Here is a 16,030-nt window from a genome sequence, read left to right as displayed (position 1 = left end):
GGTGAACTCCCCTGTCCTCACAGCCGCTTGACCCCCTTGATGCGCCCGGCGCGCGCCGTCCGCGCCCGCACCGCCTTCACCTTCAGCCCGCCCTTGAGGCCGCCCTTCAGGCCCCCCATCCCGCCGCGCTGGCCGCCGATGCGCAGGCCGGTGCCGCCGGAGAGCCAGCCGGTGGAGATGTCGGCCTTCTTCGCCTGGGACTTGGTGTCGGCGAGCGGGTCGTTCTCCGCACGCCTGGCCAGCGCCATGATCCCCGGGACGACGAACGGGGCGAGCAGCAGGTCGTACAGCGCGGCCGTGAAGAGCAGACTGCCGAGGCCGACGTGGCGGGCCGCGGTGTCCCCGACGAGGGCGCCGACACCGGCGTACAGCAGGGTCGTGCCGATCGCGGCGACGACCACGACGACCATCGGCCCGGTGGCCGACTTGAGCCGGCCGTTGTCCGGCTTGATGAGCCCGGCGAGATAGCCGATGACGCACAGCACCAGCGCATAGCGGCCGGCGGCGTGGTCGGCGGGCGGGACGAGGTCGGCGAGCAGACCGGCGCCGAAGCCGACGAGGGCGCCGCCGACATGGCCGTAGACCATGGCGAGGCCCAGGACGGTGAGCAGCAGCAGATCGGGGACGGCGCCCGGGAGGTGGAGGCGGGCCAGGACGCTGACCTGGATCACCAGGGCGACGACGACCAGGGAGGAGGAGAGCAGGACTCGGTTGACGCGCATCTGGCTTCAGCTCCTACTGCTCTTGCTCGTACACGTCTTGCTCGTACTGGTTCCGGCCGTCGGCCGGAGGGGGATCCTGGCCGTCGGCCTGCGGCTGGTTCTCACCGTCGGCCTGCGGCTGGTCCTGACCGTCCGCCGGCGGCTGGTTCTGGCCGTCGGCCGGGTCCTCGGCGCCCGGCGTGACGGTGACCGTCACGGTCGGCGTGGGGGTCGGCTCGGGCTTGTCGGGAAGCACCGTGTCGCGCGGGTCCTTCGCGGGGGCCTGGACGACGACGCCGACGATGTCGAGCTTGCTGAACCCGACGTACGGCGTGACGTACAGGGTGCGGGTCAGGTTGCCCCCGGAGGGGTCGACGCGGGAGACGACGCCGACGGGGACACCGGGCACGAACGGCTTGTCGGCCTGTGAGCCGAAGGTGACGAGCCGGTCGCCCTTCTTCACCTCGGCCTTTCCGTTGAGGAGTTCGACGCGCAGCGGACGGTCGCCCTGGCCGGAGGCGAAGCCGAGCTCGTCGCTGGCCTCCATGCGGGTGCCGACGGTGAAGTCGGGGTCGTTGGCGAGGAGCACGGTCGCGGTGTTCGGACCGACGGTGGTGACGCGCCCGACCAGCCCGTCCCCGTTCAGGACGGTCATGTCGCGCTGGATGCCGTCGTTCACGCCGACGTCGATGGTGATCGTCCAGGAGAAGCCCTGGGCCGCCCCTATCGCGATGACCTGCGCGCCCTTGATGCCGTACTGGCCGGCGCCCGCGACCTTCAGCACCTTGTCCAGCTGCTTCAGACGGCTGCGGTTACGGTCGTCGCTGCCGAGCTTGGCCTTGAGGGCGGCGTTCTCCTGCTCCAGCCGGGCGAGCCGGTCGTGGCGCTCGCCGGAGTCGCGGATCGCGGCGACCGCGTTGCCGACCGGGTTCACCGCGGCCGACACGCCGTCCTCGATCGGGCCGAAGACCGTGGCAGCGGCATGGCGGGCACCGTCGACCGGCGAATCCTCACCTCCGCGGATGTCCACCGTGATCAGCGCGAACGCGATGGCGATCAGCAGCACCAGGAGCAGCCGGCTCTCTCGTGTGTCCCTCACGTGCGGCGGCCGTGCCCTTCCTCAGTAGGAATTCGGGAAACCTCGGGTAAACCCGAGGGGCTCTGTATGCGGAGTTTGGCTACGAACTTGTAAGCGGAGCTTGTATGCGGGGCTTGCGTGCGGCGCTTCTCTGCGAAGTGCCGAAGTGCGAAGGGTCGAAGTTTCGAGGCTCTTCAGGGAGCTTATGCCTCTATATCAACGATCCGCCGTACGAGAGGAGATCATCCCGTACGGCGGAATCGAAGAGTTACGTCATCTGCGCGGCTGGGCGTCCAGCACCTGCTGCAACGCCTCGAACTCCTCGACGCACTTGCCGGAGCCGAGCGCCACGCTGTCCAGCGGGTCCTCGGCGATGTGGATCGGCATGCCGGTCTCGCGGCGCAGCCGCTCGTCGAGTCCGCGCAGCAGGGCGCCGCCGCCGGTCAGAACGATTCCTCGGTCCATGATGTCGCCGGACAGCTCCGGCGGACACTTGTCGAGGGTCGTCTTCACGGCGTCCACGATCGCGTTGACCGGTTCCTCGATGGCCTTGCGTACTTCGGCCGCTGAGATGACGACGGTCTTCGGCAGCCCGGAGACGAGGTCCCGGCCGCGGATTTCGGTGTGTTCGTCAGCGTCGAGGTCGTACGCCGAACCGATCGTGATCTTGATCTGCTCGGCCGTCCGCTCACCCAGCAGAAGGGAGTACTCCTTCTTGATGTGCTGGATGATCGCGTTGTCCAGTTCGTCGCCCGCGACGCGGATGGACTGGGCGGTGACGATGCCGCCGAGGGAGATGACCGCGACCTCCGTGGTGCCGCCGCCGATGTCGACCACCATGTTGCCCGTGGCCTCGTGGACCGGCAGGCCGGAACCGATGGCCGCGGCCATGGGCTCCTCGATGATGTGCACCTGGCGGGCGCCGGCCTGGGACGACGCCTCGATGACGGCGCGGCGCTCGACGCCCGTGATGCCGGAGGGCACACAGACGACGACCCGCGGACGAGCCAGATACCGCCGCTTGTGGATCTTCAGGATGAAGTAGCGGAGCATCCGCTCGGTGATCTCGAAGTCGGCGATGACGCCGTCCTTCAGCGGACGCACGGCAACGATGTTGCCGGGCGTGCGCCCGATCATCTTCTTCGCTTCGGCGCCGACCGCGAGAATGCCACCGGTGTTGGTGTTGATCGCGACGACGGACGGCTCGTTGAGTACGATCCCGCGACCCCTGACGTACACCAGCGTGTTGGCGGTCCCGAGGTCGACAGCCATGTCACGGCCGATGAACGACATTGAGTTCCCCATCAGGATTCGTCTGGCCTTCCTGGGAGCTTTTGATGGCTTTTCAGGTCGGCGAAGTGGGTGCTGTGACGTGAAGGCTTCTATCGTAGACGCGCCTTCGCGAACACTGCGGGAGGGTCTTCGCCATTGTCAGCAGATGGCGAGTCGCCTCGCTTGTGGAGACGGGCCATCGGAGGCACTCGTTCCCTCGATCGCCACGCATATGCCGCTGGGCGGCCGGGTTTCTTCGACCGTCCCAGTTCGGGCCGGGTGTGGGGGTCAGGCGCGGCCCGGGAAGAAGATCTTCACCTCGCGCTCCGCGGACTCCTCGGAGTCGGAGGCGTGGATGAGGTTCTCGCGGACGATCACGCCGAAGTCACCACGGATGGAGCCGGGCGCCGCGGCGATCGGGTCGGTCGGACCGGCCAGCGCGCGCAGCCCCTCGATGACCCGCTCACCCTCGACGATCAGGGCCACGACCGGGCCGGACGCCATGAACTCCACCAACGGCTCGTAGAAGGGCTTGCCCTTGTGCTCGCCGTAGTGCTGCTCCAGGGTCTCCTGGTCCAGGGTGCGCAGCTCCAGCGCGGTGATCTGCCAGCCGGCCTTGCGCTCGATCCGGCTGATGATCTCGCCGGTCAGGCCACGGCGGACTGCGTCGGGCTTGAGCAGGACGAGGGTGCGCTGAGTCACGACGAGCTCCTTATTACCTACAGGTGTGCGGTGGGACGAGGTTACAGGGCTGAGCTGGGCGCTCGTCACGGAGTGTCAGCTTGTGCAGGTCGTCGGCCCCGGGGGCTGCCCCCCAGGGCTCCGATCGGCCTCGACGGCCTCGTCCTCAGGCTCCGGAAGGGCTGGTTTTGTCCCCTTGCGCCGCAAAGCGCGCCTTCGCCTCGTCGACCTTTCTGCCGTAGTGCACCGACGCCCACCACAGCGCCGCGAACACCGCGCCCAGGAAGAACATCGTCGGGACGATGAAGCCGGAGGCGATGAGGGCGATCTGCAGGGCCCAGCCGAGGGCGACGCCGCCGGGGCGGGTCACCAGGCCGCACAGCAGCAGGCACAGGAACATCGCGATCCCGCTGACCGTCCACACCGTCGACATGGACAGGTCGGGATCCTTCATGGCGACCAGACCGGCGAAGCCGATGACGAAGAACTCGCCGATCAGGGTCGAGGAACAGAGCGTACGCATCTTCGGACTCAGCCCTTCCCCAGCAGCAGCCGGGCCTCGCCGACCGTGATGACGGACCCGGTGACGAGCACACCGCCGCCCGCGAACTCGCCCTCCTCCTCGGCCAGCGTGATCGCGGCCTCCAGGGCGTCCGGCAGCCGCGGCTCGACCTGCACGCGCTCGTCGCCGAACACCTCGACGGCGATCGCGGCCAGTTCGTCGGCGTCCATGGCGCGGTGGGAGGAGTTCTGCGTGACGACGACCTCGGCGAAGATCGGCTCGAAGGCCTCCAGCAGCCCCCGCACGTTCTTGTCGCCGCTCGCGCCGACGACTCCGATCAGCCGGCTGAAGTCGAAGGCCTCCCCGATCGCCTCGGCGATCGCCCGCGCGCCCGCCGGGTTGTGGGCGGCGTCGAGCACGACGGTCGGCGAGCGCCGTACGACCTCCATGCGGCCCGGAGAGGAGACGGCCGCGAACGCCTTGCGGACGGTGTCGATGTCCAGGGGCTCGGCCCGCGCGGCACCGACGCCGAAGAACGCCTCCACGGCGGCGAGGGCGACGGCGGCATTGTGCGCCTGGTGCGCGCCGTGCAGCGGCAGATACACCTCGGTGTACTCACCGCCCAGCCCGCGCAGGGTCGCCAACTGCCCGCCGACGGCGACCTGACGCGACACAACCCCGAACTCCAGGCCCTCGCGCGCGACGGTGGCGTCGACCTCCACGGCCTTCTTCAGCAGCACCTGCGCCGCGTCCACCGGCTGCTGGGCCATGATCACGGTGGCGTCCTGCTTGATGATCCCGGCCTTCTCGCCGGCGATCTCGCCCGGAGTGCTGCCGAGCCGGTCGGTGTGGTCGAGGTCTATGGGGGTCACGACGGCGACATCACCGTCGATGACGTTCGTGGCGTCCCAGGAGCCGCCCATGCCCACTTCCACGACGGCGACATCGACGGGCGCGTCGGCGAAGGCGGCGTACGCCATGCCCGTCAGCACCTCGAAGAAGGACAGCCGGTACTCCTGCTGCGAGTCGACCATCTCGATGTACGGCCGGATGTCCTGGTACGTCTCGATGAACCGCTCGGCCGAGATCGGCGCCCCGTCGAGGCTGATCCGCTCGGTGATCGACTGGACGTGCGGGGAGGTGTAGCGGCCGGTGCGCAGCTCGAAGGCACCGAGGAGGGCCTCGATCATGCGGGCCGTCGACGTCTTGCCGTTGGTGCCGGTGATGTGGATGGAGGGGTACGCCCGCTGCGGCTCGCCCAGCACGTCCATGAGCGCGGCGATCCGGCTGACGGACGGCTCCAGCTTGGTCTCGCCCCAGCGGGTGGCGAGCTCCGCCTCGACCTCGCGCAGCGCCTTGTCGACCTCGGGGTCCTCGGGGCGTGCGGGCACGTCGGCGCTGGGCGGGCCGCCCTGGGTGCGCAGGGTGCGGCTGCCGGCCTCGATGACCGCGAGATCCGGGTCGCGGTCGGTCTCGGCCGCGATGATCTCTTCGAAGGGGTCGAGGGGGTCGGGCTCGTTCTGGTCGCTCACGGGGCCAGTCTACGGAGGGGGACTGACAGGGCGCCCACCCAGTGGCGTGTCCTGGGTCGGCGGGCGGCTGCTGGTTCATTGTGGCTGGTCACGCCCACGCGGCGGAGCCACATCGGTACAGCCCCACGCCGCTGAGGTACGCGCAGGCCCCCGGCGCCTGACAGCACCGGGGGCCTCATGGCCGTAGAACCGACTACGCCTGCGGCAGGCGGTCCAGCTGTGCGGCGATCCGTGCGATGTCCTCTTCCGCCTTCGCCAGCCGGCCGCGGATCTTCTCCACGACGTTGTCCGGCGCCTTCGCGAGGAACGCCTCGTTGCCGAGCTTGGCGTTCGCCTGGGCCTTCTCCTTCTCGGCCGCCGCGAGGTCCTTGGCCAGGCGCTTGCGCTCGGCCGCGACGTCGATCACGCCTGAGAGGTCGAGGGCGACCTCGGCGCCCGCCACCGGCAGGGTCGCCGTGGCCGTGAAGGACTCGCCCTCCGGCTGGAGGCGCAGCAGCTGGCGGATGGCCGGCTCGTGCGGGGCGAGGGCCGTGCCGTCCAGGCTCAGGCGGGCCGGGACGCGCTGGCCCGGCTGCAGGCCCTGGTCGGCGCGGAAGCGGCGGACCTCGGTGGTGACCTGCTGGAGAACGGCGATCTCCTGCTCGGCCGCCGTGTCACGGAAGCCGCTGTCCTTCGGCCACTCGGCGATCACGATCGACTCGCCGCCCGTCAGCGTCGTCCACAGCGTCTCCGTGACGAACGGGACCACCGGGTGCAGCATCTTGAGGGTGACGTCGAGGACCTCACCGAGGACGCGCTTGGAGACCTCGGCCGGCTCGCCGCCCGCCTGGAACGTGGTCTTGGACAGCTCGACGTACCAGTCGAAGACCTCGTCCCACGCGAAGTGGAAGAGCGCGTCGGACAGCTTCGCGAACTGGAAGTCCTCGTAGAACGCGTCGACTTCGGCGACGACGGAGTTCAGGCGGGACAGGATCCAGCGGTCCGTCGACGACATCGCCGACGGCTCCGGCAGCGGGCCGTCGACCGTGGCGCCGTTCATCAGCGCGAAGCGCGTCGCGTTCCAGATCTTGTTGGCGAAGTTCCGGGAGCCCTGGACCCAGTCCTCGCCGATCGGGACGTCGACGCCCGGGTTGGCACCGCGCGCGAGGGTGAAGCGGAGCGCGTCGCTGCCGTACTTGTCCATCCAGTCCAGCGGGTTGACCGCGTTGCCGAAGGACTTCGACATCTTCTTGCCGAACTGGTCGCGGACCATGCCGTGCAGGGCGATGGTGTGGAACGGCGGGGTGCCGTCCATCGCGTACAGGCCGAACATCATCATCCGGGCGACCCAGAAGAAGAGGATGTCGTAGCCGGTGACCAGGACGGAGTTCGGGTAGAACTTCGCGAGCGACTCGGTCTGTTCGGGCCAGCCGAGCGTGGAGAAGGGCCACAGGCCGGAGGAGAACCAGGTGTCGAGGACGTCGGTGTCCTGGTGCCAGCCCTCGCCGGTCGGGACCTCGTCGTCGGGGCCGACGCAGAGGACTTCACCCTCCGGGCCGTACCAGACCGGAATCCGGTGACCCCACCACAACTGCCGTGAGATGCACCAGTCATGGAGGTTGTCGACCCAGTCGAAGTACCGCTTCTCCATCTCCTGCGGGTGGATCTTGACCTTGCCGTCGCGGACCGCGTCACCGGCGGCCTTGGCGAGCGGGCCGACCTTGACCCACCACTGCATGGACAGGCGCGGCTCGATGGTGGTCTTGCAGCGCGAGCAGTGGCCGACGGAGTGGACGTACGGCCGCTTCTCGGCGACGATCCGGCCCTCGGCGCGCAGCGCGGCGACGATGGCCGAGCGGGCCTCCAGGCGGTCCAGGCCTTGGAACGGGCCGTGGGCCGTGATGACGGCGTGCTCGTCCATCACCGTGAGGGACGGCAGGCCGTGGCGCTGGCCGATCTCGAAGTCGTTCGGGTCGTGGGCCGGGGTGACCTTGACGGCGCCGGTGCCGAACTCGGGGTCGACGTGCTCGTCGGCGACGACGGGGATACGGCGGCCGGTGAGCGGCAGCTCGATGTCGCGGCCGACGAGGTGGCGGTAGCGCTCGTCATCGGGGTGGACGGCGACCGCGGTGTCGCCGAGCATCGTCTCGGCGCGGGTCGTGGCCACGACGATGGCGTCGTCGCCGTCGCCGTACCGGATGGAGACGAGCTCGCCGTCGTCGTCCTGGTACTCGACCTCGATGTCCGAGATGGCCGTCAGACAGCGCGGGCACCAGTTGATGATGCGCTCGGCGCGGTAGATCAGCTCGTCGTCGTAGAGGCGCTTGAAGATGGTCTGGACGGCCTGGGACAGCCCCTCGTCCATGGTGAAGCGCTCGCGCGACCAGGCGACGCCGTCGCCGAGGCGCCGCATCTGCCCGCTGATCTGCCCGCCGGACTCGCCCTTCCACTGCCAGACGCGCTCGACGAACGCCTCACGCCCGAGGTCGTGCCGGGACTTGCCTTCCTTCCCCAGCTCACGCTCGACGACGTTCTGCGTGGCGATACCGGCGTGGTCCATGCCCGGCTGCCACAGCGTCTCGTAACCCTGCATGCGCTTACGACGCGTCAGGGCGTCGATGAGGGTGTGCTCGAAGGCGTGCCCGAGGTGCAGGCTGCCGGTGACGTTCGGCGGCGGGATGACGACGGTGAACGGCGGCTTGTCGCTCTTCGCGTCCGCCTCGAAGTAACCGCGCTCTACCCAGCGCTCGTACAGCGGCCCCTCTACATCGGCCGGCGCGTACTGGGTCGGCAGTTCGGTGTCGGGCGCTGGTGGCTGCTGCTGAGCGTTCTCGGTCACCCGCTCAGTTTAGGGGTGTCGCGGGCGTGTCCCGAAACGCGTTTGTTCTGTAACGGTGGGCACCCCGATGCCATGCGTTGCCTGAGTCTGGGCCAGGATGTCAGGAACACATAAGCATCTGGAGGGGAACCCAGAAATGAGCTACAACCAGCCGGGCCCGTACGGCGGGCAGCCCCAGCAGCCCGGTCCGTACGGCCAGCCGCAGCAGCCCGGCCCGTACGGCCAGCCGCCGCAGGCGCCCCAGCCCGGCTACGGCTACCCCCAGCAGGCCCCGCCGACCCAGCCCCAGCCCGGTTACGGCTACCCGCAGCAGCCCCCCGGCGTCCCGCCCCAGCAGCCGAACCCCTACGGCCAGCAGCCCCAGTACGGCCAGCAGCAGCCGTACGGCATGCCCCAGCCCCCGGCCCCGGGCGGCGGCGGCAAGAAGGCCGGCCTGATCATCGGCGCCGTGGCCGTCGTGGTCGCGATCGGCGTGGGGGCGTACTTCGTGCTCGGCGGCAGCAGCGGCGGCGCGGGCAACCTTGAGGACGACGGGGCGCACAAGCTGGCTACGCCGGCGACGGTGCTCAGCGAGTACAAGCGGGTCGGTGGAAGCAACCAGTCCTCCGACGCCGACGATGTCAAGGACATGGAGAAGAGCGGCGTCAAGAACGGGACGGTCGTCGTCGGGAGTTGGTCCACCGCCGACCTCAGCAACTACGACCCGCAGGACCCCTCCACCCTGCCCAGCCAGGCGGAGCTGCTGACCGCCAAGGGAGTCACGTTGGTGGGCGGTTACGGAGAGATCGCGGACCCCCAGTCGACCCTGGACAAGTTCTTCGCCTCCATCCAGAAGGAGGTCAAGGAGAGCTCTTCGGATGACTCGCCCACCATGCGGAACGCCGAGCTGGTGGGCGAGCCCGAGGAGGTCGAGATCGACGGCGCCGTCGCCAAGTGCCAGTCGACCAAGTCCACCAACGCACTCACCAAGAAGCAGTCCATCGACTGGTTCTGCGCCTGGGCCGACTACAGCACGGTCGCCATGGTCTCGCCCGGTGACAACACCGGCACGGGCGTCGGCAAGGACACCGCGGTCGACCTCACCAGCAAGCTGCGTCAGGAAGTCCGCGAAAAGGCCTGACGCCGCACGCACCAACTACGAAGGGGCCCCGTCTCTCGACCGGGGCCCCTTCGTACGTCTGCGGTACTGCGGACGGCTACGCCGTCTTCTGCTCCCCCGACCCCCGCCCCCGCGCATCCCGCGGAATGAGCGTCGGGTTCACGTTCGAGCGAACGACGTCGGCCGTGATGACGACCCGGGCGACGTCCTTGCGGGACGGCACCTCGTACATCACCGACATCAGGACCTCCTCCATGATGGCGCGCAGGCCGCGCGCGCCGGTCTGGCGGAGGATGGCCTGGTCGGCGATGGCCTCCAGGGCCTCGCGCTCGAAGTCGAGTTCCACGCCGTCGAGTTCGAAGAGGCGCTGGTACTGCTTCACCAGCGCGTTGCGCGGCTCGACGAGGATCTGGAGCAGGGCCTCGCGGTCCAGGTTGTGGACCGAGGTGATGACGGGGAGGCGGCCGATGAACTCGGGGATCATGCCGAACTTGACCAGGTCCTCGGGCATGACGTCCTCGAACTGGTCCTTGGCCTCCAGCTCACGCTTGGAGCGGATCGTCGCGCCGAAGCCGATGCCCTTGGCGCCGGCCCGGGACTCGATGATCTTCTCGAGGCCCGCGAACGCGCCCCCCACGATGAACAGGACGTTCGTCGTGTCGATCTGGATGAACTCCTGGTGCGGGTGCTTACGGCCGCCCTGCGGCGGGACCGAGGCCGTGGTGCCCTCCAGGATCTTCAGCAGGGCCTGCTGGACGCCCTCGCCGGACACGTCACGCGTGATCGAGGGGTTTTCGCTCTTCCGGGCGACCTTGTCGATCTCGTCGATGTAGATGATGCCTGTTTCGGCTTTCTTGACGTCGTAGTCCGCCGCCTGGATCAGCTTCAGCAGGATGTTCTCGACGTCCTCGCCGACATACCCGGCCTCCGTCAGCGCGGTCGCGTCCGCGATGGCGAAGGGGACGTTCAGCATGCGGGCCAGGGTCTGGGCGAGCAGCGTCTTGCCGGAGCCCGTGGGGCCCAGCAGCAGGATGTTGGACTTCGCCAACTCGATGGCGTCCTCGCGGCTTTGACCGCCGCCGTTCTCGCCGGCCTGCACGCGCTTGTAGTGGTTGTAGACGGCGACGGAGAGCGCCTTCTTGGCTGCTTCCTGGCCGACCACGTAGCCCTCGAGGAACTCGTAGATCTCGCGCGGCTTGGGCAGTTCCTCCCAGCGGACCTCACTGGTCTCCGCGAGCTCTTCCTCGATGATCTCGTTGCAGAGATCGATGCACTCGTCGCAGATGTACACACCAGGGCCTGCGATGAGCTTCTTGACCTGCTTCTGGCTCTTGCCACAGAACGAGCACTTGAGCAGATCGCCGCCGTCACCGATGCGTGCCACGGTGTGCTTCCCCTTCGCCTGGGAGACGACTGGACGTTTTCGAATCCAGCGGCTCCTGGTGCTGCCTTATGTCGACGGTACCTTGCTTGGCCCCCCGTTCGGGCCCCCCTTGGCGCGGTTCACTTTGACGTGCACCGTCCCAAACCGTGCCAAGGGGCAGCAGACACTACCGGGTCCGCGTCAGCGAACGTCGGCGTTGTTCATCTTCCGGGTGGAGATGATCTGGTCGATCAGCCCGTACGACAGCGCGTCCTCGGCCGTGAGGATCTTGTCGCGCTCGATGTCCTCGCGAATCTTCTCGATCGGCGTGGTGGAGTGCTTGGCCAGCATCTCCTCCAGCTGCGAGCGCATCCGCAGGATCTCGTTCGCGGCGATCTCCAGGTCGGAGACCTGACCGCGGCCGGTCTCGCTGTACGGCTGGTGGATCAGCACACGGGCGTTCGGCAGCGCCATGCGCTTGCCGGGCGTGCCGGCGGCCAGCAGCACGGCCGCGGCGGAGGCCGCCTGGCCCATGCAGACCGTCTGGACGTCCGGCTTCACGAACTGCATCGTGTCGTAGATGGCCGTGAGCGCGGTGAAGGAGCCGCCGGGGCTGTTGATGTAGACCGAGATGTCCCGGTCGGGGTCCATCGACTCCAGGCACAGCAGCTGCGCCATGACGTCGTTGGCGGAGGCGTCGTCGATCTGCACGCCGAGGAAGATCACGCGCTCCTCGAAGAGCTTCGCGTACGGGTCGTACTCGCGGATGCCCTGCGAGGTGCGCTCCACGAACCGCGGGATGACGTAGCGGGACTCGGCGGCGGGACCCGTGTACTCGGCGCGCGTGCGGTCGTACAGGCCGCTGCCGGGGAAGTCGTTCACTGTCTGTCTCCTAGGAGCTGTGGCGGTCGGCTGAGGGGCTTGCTGGGGCCTCTTCGGTCCCACGGGGCGGTCAGGCCCCGGTGCCGCCGCCGCCCGGGATGCCGGCAGCTGTGGTGATGACGTCGTCGATGAGGCCGTACGCCTTGGCCTCCTCGGGGTCGAACCAGCGGTCTCGGTCCGAATCACGGGTGACCTGCTCGACCGACTGGCCGGTGTGCTGGGCCGTGAGCTCGGCCATGCGCTTCTTGGTGTGCAGCAGCCGCTCGGCGTGGATCTTGATGTCCGACGCCGAACCGGCGAGGCCGGCGGAAGGCTGGTGGATCAGGATCTCGGCGTTCGGGAGGGCGAACCGCTTGCCCGGGGTGCCCGCGCTGAGCAGGAACTGCCCCATGGAGGCGGCGAGGCCCATGGCGATGGTCATCACGTCGTTCTTGATGAACTGCATGGTGTCGTAGATCGCCATGCCGGCCGTGATCGAGCCGCCCGGGCTGTTGATGTAGAGGTTGATGTCCTTGTCGGGGTCCGCGGCGGCAAGGAGCAGCAGCTGTGCGGTGATCTTGTTCGCGATGTCGTCGTCGACCGGCTGGCCGAGGAAGATGATCCGCTCGTTGAGCAGCCGGTTGTAGACCTGGTCGCCGAGGCCACCACCGATTGAAGGCTCGCCGGCGGCTGAGGGCATCAGATTCGTCACGTATCCACCTGCTCGTCTTGCGACGGCGCCGGGCCGTCTCACGTTTCCCTGCGGGCTGGAGCCATTTCGGGGACTCCCCTGCCCTCGTATTCATGGACCCTAACGCGCGGCACCTGCGGCGCAATCCCGGTTCCAGGGGTGTTCGCTGTGAGCGCATGCCTGCGCTGCGTGGGCGGGCCCGGCGCCCCGGAAGGGCACCTTCCCACCGTACGTCGAAGGGCCCCGGGGTGTTGTGCTCCCCCAGGGCCCTCCGTACGGCTTGCAAAGTGCCGTGGGCTCAGCCCTCGGACTTCTCCTCGTCGGCGGCGTCGGCGGTGCCCTCGGCGGCCTCCACCGTCTCCGTGGCCTGCTCGGTCTCGTCCTCGTCGTCCAGGTCGATGACCTCGCCGTTGGTGTCCTTGACCACGGCCTTCTCGACGACGACGGCCAGGGCCTTGCCGCGGGCGACCTCGCCGACCAGGAGCGGAACCTGGCCGCCCTCGACGACCGCCTGGGCGAACTGGTCGGGGGACATGCCGGAGGAGGCGGCGCGGCGCATGAGGTGCTCGGTGAGCTCCTCCTGGTTGACGTTCAGCTTCTCCTGCTTGACGAGCTCGTCGAGGACGAACTGCGTCTTGATGCCCTTGACCGCGGCTTCCTTGGTCTCGGCGTCGAACTCCTCGACCGTCTTGCCCTGGATCTCGAGGTACTTCTCGAGGTCGAGACCCATCTGGCCGAGCTGGTGGTGCTCGAGGTTGTGCTTACGGGTGTTGATCTCGTCCTCGAGGAGCTTCTCGGGGACGGGCACCTCGACGAGCTCCAGCAGCTTCTCCAGGACGCGCTCCTGGGCCTGCGTGGCCTGGTCGTACTGCTTCATGTTCTCGAGGCGCTTGCGGCTGTCGGCCTTGAGCTCGTCCAGGGTGTCGAACTCGGAGGCGAGCTGCGCGAACTCGTCGTCCAGCTCGGGCAGTTCGCGGGCGGCGACCTGGGTGACCTTGACGGTGACCTCGGCCTCCTTGCCCGCCGCCGAGCCGCCCTTGAGCTCCGAGGCGAAGGTGGCCTCGGCACCGGCCTCGAGGCCCTTCACGGCGTCGTCGATGCCGTCCAGCAGCTCACCGGAGCCGATGGTGTAGGAGACGCCCTCGGCGACGCCGTCCTCCAGGACCTCGTCGTCGACCTTGGCCTGCAGGTCGATCGTGACGACGTCGCCGTCCTCGGCGGCACGCTCGACCGGGGAGGTGGAGGCGAAGCGCTCACGGAGCTGCTCGACCGACTTCTCGACGTCCTCGTCGGTGACCTCGACGGCGTCGACCTCGACCTCGATGCCGGAGTAGTCCGGGATCTCGATGGTCGGGCGGATGTCGACCTCGGCGGTGAAGTTCAGCGTCTCGCCGTCCTTCAGCTCGGTGATGTCGACCTCGGGCTGGCCCAGGACGTTGAGGTCGGCCTCGTTGACCGCCTCGGTGTAGAACTTCGGCAGCGCGTCGTTGACGGCCTCCTCCAGCACGGCGCCACGGCCGAACCGCTGGTCGATGACGCGCGCCGGGATCTTGCCCTTGCGGAAGCCCTTCACCGTGACCTGCTGGTTGATCTTCTTGTACGCCGCGTCGAGGCTGTCCTTGAGCTCCTCGAAGGGCACCTCGACAGTGAGCCGAACCCGAGTCGGGTTCAGGGTCTCCACGGCGCTCTTCACGGTTCGGTCTCCTTGTGGCTGACTTCTTGGGTTCTGCCGGGACCAGACTGGCCCGGCGGATTTCGCCGCCCGGGAGGACTTCATCAGATGGAGAGACACACGGGCGTGCAGCTTGCATAGTAACGGCAGCGGCGACACGCCCCAAAGGCGATCACTGGACGCGATCACACGAGGTCGTCGCGCATGTGGCCGGTCTTGACCGGTCCTGGTCGGGGTGGCGGGATTTGAACCCACGGCCTTCCGCTCCCAAAGCGGACGCGCTACCAAGCTGCGCCACACCCCGTGCTGGTGCGACACGTAGGGTACATGGCCGCAGGCAGCGCGGCCCCCGCATTAACGGGGTGTGCGGCGAGGGGTGCCGACCCGCTACGATGCCTTCTGTGCCGCGGTCACCTGACCTGCGGCGCGGCGCGTGCGGGCGTAGCTCAATGGTAGAGCCCTAGTCTTCCAAACTAGCTACGCGGGTTCGATTCCCGTCGCCCGCTCTGTACGGCTCAGGGCCAGGTCAGAGGATGATTCCTCCGCCTGGCCCTGATCGTTTCCGAGGGGCTTGAGGCACGGCCGGGTCAGAGGTTGCGTACGTCCACGGTGTAGACCGAAGGGATGCCGTACGGGACGTAGAGGGCGTCACCGGCGAGGACCGGGGGACGCCAGGTAGAGGTGAGTGGCGGAGGCGGGTCCAGCGGGCACGGTCGGTGGCCGGATCGAGGCGGGAGATGCTGGTGCCGGCGATCTCGTCCATGTTGTCGCCGACTCACTTCCGACAGACCACGCACCTGTCTCCGACGGCGTCGCGGCGCAGGCACATCTGGTCGTCATGGTCGGGGTACGGGCGCTTCCAGCGGACCTTGCCGTCGTAGGTGTCGAGCGGGGGCGTACTGCTCCGTCACGGCATTGGCCGGTTTCAGGGCCCGGTCGGCCATCCCCGCGCGATGGATGTCGCGCAGGGCCTCGGCGAGGCCACCTTGAGGGCGAGGCGGCGGCCGGAGGCGGAGCGGGCCAGGTGGACCACCTCATGCCGCCGGAGCCGAGACGGTCCTCGATCCGGTAGCCACCCACCTCCGCCGGGTCCGTCTCGCGCAGCGCCATCCCGTACGTTCCCCCCGCTCCGTACCGTTCGGCGATGGCGAACGAGGGTACCCGTACTCTTCCGGGCCACCCCTGGGACCCCGGAAGCCGCACTCACGGACCCTAGAACTGGATCGAGTTGATGGTCTCCGCTATCGAGTTGAGGAACCGCTGGATGTCGTCGGCCATGCCTGTCGAGGCCAGGAAGAAGCCGAACAGCACGGCGACGACGGCGGGGCCGGCCTTCAGGGATCCGCCACGGATCAGCACCACCAAGATGATCGCCAACAGCAACACCACTGACAGCGAAATGGCCACAACAGATCACACCCTCGGTCGGTCCGCTCTCCCGGCCCGGGGATGCAACCCCGCGCACCCCCGCCAGAACCATCGTGCCACCAACCGGGCCTAGCTATGCGGCACGTGACGTTTCGTTCGCCACACCTGTGCCGGATCTGTGCGGGTGCGTCGGACGCGGTCACCTCTCGCGTTGCGCCCGTACAGCAATTCGAGGGAACTCCGGCGGAGAGAATTCGACGGGTTCGTTTCCATCGGCACACAACGTGTTCGCCGGCAATTCGAATTATGGATGAGTTGATCATTCCATCGGAGTCGGCTCCTGACCATATGCACCTTTTAGTCGGGATGAATCCGGACAAGGAGGGTGTCCA

General features: G+C 68.4%; 13 protein-coding genes and 2 tRNA genes. 2 read left to right on the top strand and 13 right to left on the bottom strand.

What is annotated here, in order from left to right; genetic code table 11:
* Positions 1-17: 17 nt before the first annotated feature.
* From mreD to OHT51_RS27845, 7 genes are all read right to left on the bottom strand, one after another.
* Entirely contained in the window at positions 18-722 is a 705-nt protein-coding gene (gene mreD / locus OHT51_RS27875; protein WP_328881656.1) for a rod shape-determining protein MreD, read from the bottom strand.
* Between the two features lie 13 nt (positions 723-735).
* Positions 736-1,800, bottom strand: a complete 1,065-nt coding sequence (mreC, locus tag OHT51_RS27870; RefSeq protein WP_328881655.1) for a rod shape-determining protein MreC — start codon at positions 1,798-1,800, stop codon at positions 736-738.
* A 252-nt stretch (positions 1,801-2,052) separates the two neighbouring features.
* Positions 2,053-3,072: a rod shape-determining protein gene (locus OHT51_RS27865; protein WP_004931372.1), complete on the bottom strand. Its 1,020-nt coding sequence runs from the start codon at positions 3,070-3,072 to the stop codon at positions 2,053-2,055.
* Between the two features lie 267 nt (positions 3,073-3,339).
* The gene (gene ndk / locus OHT51_RS27860) at positions 3,340-3,753 is read right to left on the bottom strand and encodes a nucleoside-diphosphate kinase (RefSeq protein WP_030052239.1); all 414 of its coding nucleotides are present in this window, start codon (positions 3,751-3,753) and stop codon (positions 3,340-3,342) included.
* Between the two features lie 145 nt (positions 3,754-3,898).
* Positions 3,899-4,255 (bottom strand): DUF4233 domain-containing protein, encoded by a 357-nt coding sequence (locus OHT51_RS27855; RefSeq protein WP_328881654.1) that lies wholly within the window; start codon positions 4,253-4,255, stop codon positions 3,899-3,901.
* An 8-nt stretch (positions 4,256-4,263) separates the two neighbouring features.
* Positions 4,264-5,766, bottom strand: a complete 1,503-nt coding sequence (gene folC, locus OHT51_RS27850) for a bifunctional tetrahydrofolate synthase/dihydrofolate synthase (protein WP_328881653.1) — start codon at positions 5,764-5,766, stop codon at positions 4,264-4,266.
* Positions 5,767-5,959: 193 nt separating this feature from the next.
* Entirely contained in the window at positions 5,960-8,584 is a 2,625-nt protein-coding gene (locus OHT51_RS27845) for a valine--tRNA ligase (RefSeq protein ID WP_328881652.1), read from the bottom strand.
* Positions 8,585-8,720: 136 nt separating this feature from the next.
* Between OHT51_RS27845 and OHT51_RS27840 the strand changes: the two genes are divergently transcribed.
* The gene (locus OHT51_RS27840) at positions 8,721-9,704 is read left to right on the top strand and encodes a hypothetical protein (RefSeq protein WP_328881651.1); all 984 of its coding nucleotides are present in this window, start codon (positions 8,721-8,723) and stop codon (positions 9,702-9,704) included.
* A 76-nt stretch (positions 9,705-9,780) separates the two neighbouring features.
* Here OHT51_RS27840 and clpX read toward each other — a convergent pair whose 3' ends face one another.
* The 5 genes from clpX to OHT51_RS27815 form a co-directional block, all read right to left on the bottom strand.
* Complete coding sequence (gene clpX / locus OHT51_RS27835) at positions 9,781-11,067, bottom strand: ATP-dependent Clp protease ATP-binding subunit ClpX (RefSeq protein ID WP_328881650.1); 1,287 nt, start codon at positions 11,065-11,067, stop codon at positions 9,781-9,783.
* A 180-nt stretch (positions 11,068-11,247) separates the two neighbouring features.
* Positions 11,248-11,928, bottom strand: a complete 681-nt coding sequence (locus tag OHT51_RS27830) for an ATP-dependent Clp protease proteolytic subunit (protein WP_328881649.1) — start codon at positions 11,926-11,928, stop codon at positions 11,248-11,250.
* 70 nt (positions 11,929-11,998) lie between these two features.
* Positions 11,999-12,619 carry an ATP-dependent Clp protease proteolytic subunit gene (locus OHT51_RS27825; RefSeq protein WP_328881648.1) on the bottom strand — a complete coding sequence of 207 codons (621 nt, stop codon included), beginning with the start codon at positions 12,617-12,619 and terminating at the stop codon, positions 11,999-12,001.
* A 277-nt stretch (positions 12,620-12,896) separates the two neighbouring features.
* Positions 12,897-14,291: a trigger factor gene (tig, locus tag OHT51_RS27820; protein ID WP_328881647.1), complete on the bottom strand. Its 1,395-nt coding sequence runs from the start codon at positions 14,289-14,291 to the stop codon at positions 12,897-12,899.
* Between the two features lie 206 nt (positions 14,292-14,497).
* A tRNA-Pro gene (locus tag OHT51_RS27815) sits at positions 14,498-14,574 on the bottom strand.
* A 131-nt stretch (positions 14,575-14,705) separates the two neighbouring features.
* Between OHT51_RS27815 and OHT51_RS27810 the strand changes: the two genes are divergently transcribed.
* Positions 14,706-14,776: transfer RNA gene (locus tag OHT51_RS27810), tRNA-Gly, on the top strand.
* Positions 14,777-15,482: 706 nt separating this feature from the next.
* On the opposite strand, the gene OHT51_RS27805 is transcribed toward OHT51_RS27810, so the two are convergent.
* The gene (locus OHT51_RS27805) at positions 15,483-15,677 is read right to left on the bottom strand and encodes a hypothetical protein (protein ID WP_030044846.1); all 195 of its coding nucleotides are present in this window, start codon (positions 15,675-15,677) and stop codon (positions 15,483-15,485) included.
* Positions 15,678-16,030 lie beyond the last annotated feature (353 nt).

This window comes from Streptomyces sp. NBC_00299, from assembly GCF_036173045.1.
GTDB classification, from domain to species: Bacteria; Actinomycetota; Actinomycetes; order Streptomycetales; family Streptomycetaceae; genus Streptomyces; species Streptomyces machairae.
The sequence above is the reverse complement of the archived record's forward strand: the minus strand, read 5'-3'. Positions and strand labels throughout refer to the sequence as shown.